Origin of the sequence: Phenylobacterium sp. (genome assembly GCF_035276905.1) — a bacterium.
In the GTDB taxonomy this organism is placed as follows: domain Bacteria; phylum Pseudomonadota; class Alphaproteobacteria; order Caulobacterales; family Caulobacteraceae; genus Phenylobacterium.
In genome coordinates, this window is record NZ_DATELG010000274.1 from 1 (window position 1) to 3,202 (window position 3,202).

Sequence of the window (3,202 nt, forward strand, 5' to 3'; positions counted from 1 at the left end):
AGGTCCGCCGGCTGTCGGCCGGCCAGCGGCGCAGGCTGGCGCTCGCCCGCCTTCTCGCCGCGCCCCGGCCGCTGTGGCTGCTGGACGAGCCGCTGAGCCCGCTCGACGCGGCCTGGCGCGGCCGGTTCGGCGAGCTGATGGCCGCGCACCTCGCCGGCGGCGGCCTGATCCTGGCGGCGGTCCACGACCCGCTCCCCGGCGCGACGAAGGCGCTGGAGCTGGCGTGAGCGTCTCCGCCCAAGCGCCCCCTCAGTCGCTTCGCGACAGCTCCCCCGCAAGCGGTGGAGCATCTTCGGCCCAGATCCTCCACCGCAACGTGGGGGCGGTGGCTCGCGAAGCGAGACGGAGGGGGCGTTCGGCGCTGGCTCTTGAGGCGCTGAATTGACCCGCCTTTCCGCCCTGCTCGCCCGCGAGACGGCGCTCGCCTGGGGCCGCGGCGGGGGGCCGCTGGTCAGCGTCGGCTTCTACGCCGGCGTCGCCACCCTGATGCCGTTGGCCATCGGCCCGGAGGCCCAGCGGCTGGCCGCGGTCGCCGCCGGCGTCGCCTGGGTGGCGCTGGCGCTGGCGAGCTTGCTCTCGCTCGAGCGGCTGTTCGAGCGCGACTACGAGGACGGGGCGCTGGACCTGCTGGCGCTGTCGCCGGTCCCGCTGGAGCTGAGCTGCGCCGTCAAGTGCCTCGGCCAATGGCTCGCGACCGGCGCGCCGCTGGCCCTGGCGGCCCCGGTCGCGGCGCTGGGCCTGGGGGCGCGGGTCGAGCTGGCGCCCCTGACCTTCGCTTGCGCGCTTGCCGGGGGCCTCGCCTTCGCCTTCGTCGGCGGGGTGGGCGCGGCGCTCAGCCTGGGCGCGCGGCGCGGCGGCCTCTTGACCGCGGTGATCGTGTTGCCGCTGTTCGTCCCGCCGGTGATCTTCGGCGGCGGCGCGCTCGACGCCCTGGCGAGCGGCCTGCCGTGGAAGGCGGGCTTTGCGCTGCTCGGCGCCTACGCCGCCGCCGCGGTCGCGCTGGGGCCGCTGGCGATGGCGGCGGCCTGCCGCAACGCGCTGTCCTGAGGGGCGCGACGGAAGCGCATCCGAGCCGCGTGCAAGGTCTCAAGGGACAAGGCACGAGGACTCCTCGATGAAACTCTCTTCCCTGGCGCTCGCGGGCGCCCTCGCGCTTTCGGCCGCCGGCGCCAGCCTGGCCCAGCCCGCGCCGGCTCCGGGCGCCGGTCCGGACGGCGCTTCCGGGCGCCATTGGCAGCGCCCGGACCCGGCCAAGATGGCCGAGGCGCACGCCCAGCGCCTGCGCGCCGTGCTGCAGCTGCGCCCCGACCAGGAGCCGGCGCTGAAGGCCCTGATCGCCGCCATGCAGCCCGATCCGGCGAAGATGGCGCAGCGCCGGACCGAACGGGGCGAAATGCGCAACCTGACCACCCCGCAGCGGCTCGACCGCATGCAGGCCCGGCAGGCCGAGCGCCAGCAGCAGTTCGCCCGCCACGCCGACGCCATCAAGCGCTTCTACGCCCAGCTGTCGCCGGCCCAGCAGAAGGCGTTCGACGCCCTGCCCCCTCCCGGCCACATGGGCGGCCACGGCCGCGGCAGCTTCGGTCACGGCGGCTTCGGCCACGGCAAGGGGCCGGGTCCCGGCGAAGGCTGAGGTTGCGAAACTTCAAGGCGGGCGCTCGCGAGGGGCGCCCTGCCGCACCTCCTGCCCGCCGGCTTGTCGACGCTGCGCCGGGGAGCTAAGCCGGCTGCATGATCCCGGCGCCCGCCTTCCTGGCCAACCCCGAGCGGTTCATGGCGTTTTCGCGCTGGGCCGCGCCGATGCTGGGCGCTTTCGCCGTCGCCCTGGCCGCCGCGGGCCTCTGGCTGGGTTTCGCAGCGCCCGAGGACTACCAGCAGGGCGCCACGGTGCGGATCATGTTCATCCACGTGCCGGCGGCGGTCATGGCGATGTTCGTCTATGTCTGCTTAGGCGTCGCCAGCCTGCTGGCCCTGGTCTTCCGCCACGTGCTCGCCGACGCCGCCGCCCAGGCAGCCGCGCCGCTGGGCGCGGGCCTGACCTTCCTGGCCCTGGTCACCGGCTCGCTGTGGGGCCGGCCGATGTGGGGCGCCTGGTGGGTGTGGGACGCGCGCCTGACGTCGGTGCTGGTCCTGTTCCTGTTCTACGTCGCCTATCTGGCGCTCAGGGCCTCGATCGACGACGAGGCCAAGGGCGCCCGGGCCGCGGCGATCCTGGCGCTGGTCGGCCTGGTCAACCTGCCGATCGTCCATTTCAGCGTCTACTGGTGGAACACCCTGCACCAGGGCTCGACCATGCTGACCAAGGGCGCGCTGGCGCCGGTCTATGCGACGCCCCTCTACCTGATGATGCTGGCCTATCTGACCGGCTTCGGCGCCCTGTGGCTGGTGCGCATCCGCGGCGAGGTCTGGCGCCGCCGGGCCGAGGCCGCGGCGTTGCGCGCGGCGAGAGCCTGAAGCTCATGCCCGACTTCGACTTCGGCAAATACGCCGCCTACATCTGGCCCGCCTATGTGGTCACCGCGGTGGTGTTCGCCGGCCTGATCGCCACGTCGCTGCGCTACGCCGCGCGCTGGAAGCGCCGCGCCGAGGAGCTGGGCCGCAGATGAGCCGCTGGCTGACGATCCTGCCGCTGGTGGTGCTGGCCGCCCTGGCGGCGCTGTTCGGCCTCTACGGCCTGCACCACGACCCCAAGGTCCAGCCGCACGCCATGGTCGGCAAGCCGATGCCGGACCTGGCGCTGCCGGCGCTGGAGGACGGACGCCCGGCCAGGCTGCGCGAGCTGACGGCCAGCGGACCGGTGGTGGTCAATTTCTTCGCCTCCTGGTGCGCGCCCTGCGAGGTCGAGGCGCCGCAGCTGAACGCGCTGTCGGTCAAGGGCGTGCGCATCGTCGGCGTCGCCTACAAGGACAAGCCGCCGAAGACCCAGGCCTTCCTGGCCAGGCTCGGCGACCCCTATGTCGCACGGCTCTCCGACCTCGACGGCCGCGCCGGCGTCGAGTTCGGCGTCACCGGCGTGCCCGAGACCTATCTGATCGGCCGCGACGGGACGATCCTATCCAAGCACACCGGCCCGCTCGAAGCGGACGACGTGAAAGCGCTGGCGCAGCAGGCGCGTTAACCAGCTGCTAACCATGACGGCGCACACGGTAAGGCCTGGTTAACCACGTTTTCGCAGGACCGCCGGTGAACCCGATCCGTCCGA

The 3,202-nt window shown here is 73.7% G+C and carries 6 protein-coding genes; all 6 read left to right on the top strand.

Annotated elements, in window-relative coordinates; genetic code table 11:
• Positions 1-227: ATP-binding cassette domain-containing protein (locus VJS38_RS12835; protein ID WP_324088540.1), on the top strand; the 227-nt coding region annotated here is incomplete at its 5' end.
• A 154-nt stretch (positions 228-381) separates the two neighbouring features.
• The gene (gene ccmB, locus VJS38_RS12840; RefSeq protein WP_324088541.1) at positions 382-1,047 is read left to right on the top strand and encodes a heme exporter protein CcmB; all 666 of its coding nucleotides are present in this window, start codon (positions 382-384) and stop codon (positions 1,045-1,047) included.
• A 67-nt stretch (positions 1,048-1,114) separates the two neighbouring features.
• Positions 1,115-1,633, top strand: a complete 519-nt coding sequence (locus VJS38_RS12845; protein WP_324088542.1) for a Spy/CpxP family protein refolding chaperone — start codon at positions 1,115-1,117, stop codon at positions 1,631-1,633.
• A 98-nt stretch (positions 1,634-1,731) separates the two neighbouring features.
• Positions 1,732-2,454 carry a heme ABC transporter permease CcmC gene (gene ccmC / locus VJS38_RS12850; RefSeq protein WP_324088543.1) on the top strand — a complete coding sequence of 241 codons (723 nt, stop codon included), beginning with the start codon at positions 1,732-1,734 and terminating at the stop codon, positions 2,452-2,454.
• A gap of 5 nt (positions 2,455-2,459) precedes the next feature.
• Entirely contained in the window at positions 2,460-2,606 is a 147-nt protein-coding gene (gene ccmD, locus VJS38_RS12855; RefSeq protein WP_324088544.1) for a heme exporter protein CcmD, read from the top strand.
• Positions 2,603-3,118, top strand: coding sequence for a DsbE family thiol:disulfide interchange protein (locus VJS38_RS12860; protein WP_324088545.1), 516 nt, complete (start codon positions 2,603-2,605; stop codon positions 3,116-3,118). Before ccmD ends, VJS38_RS12860 begins: the two co-directional genes overlap by 4 nt.
• Positions 3,119-3,202 lie beyond the last annotated feature (84 nt).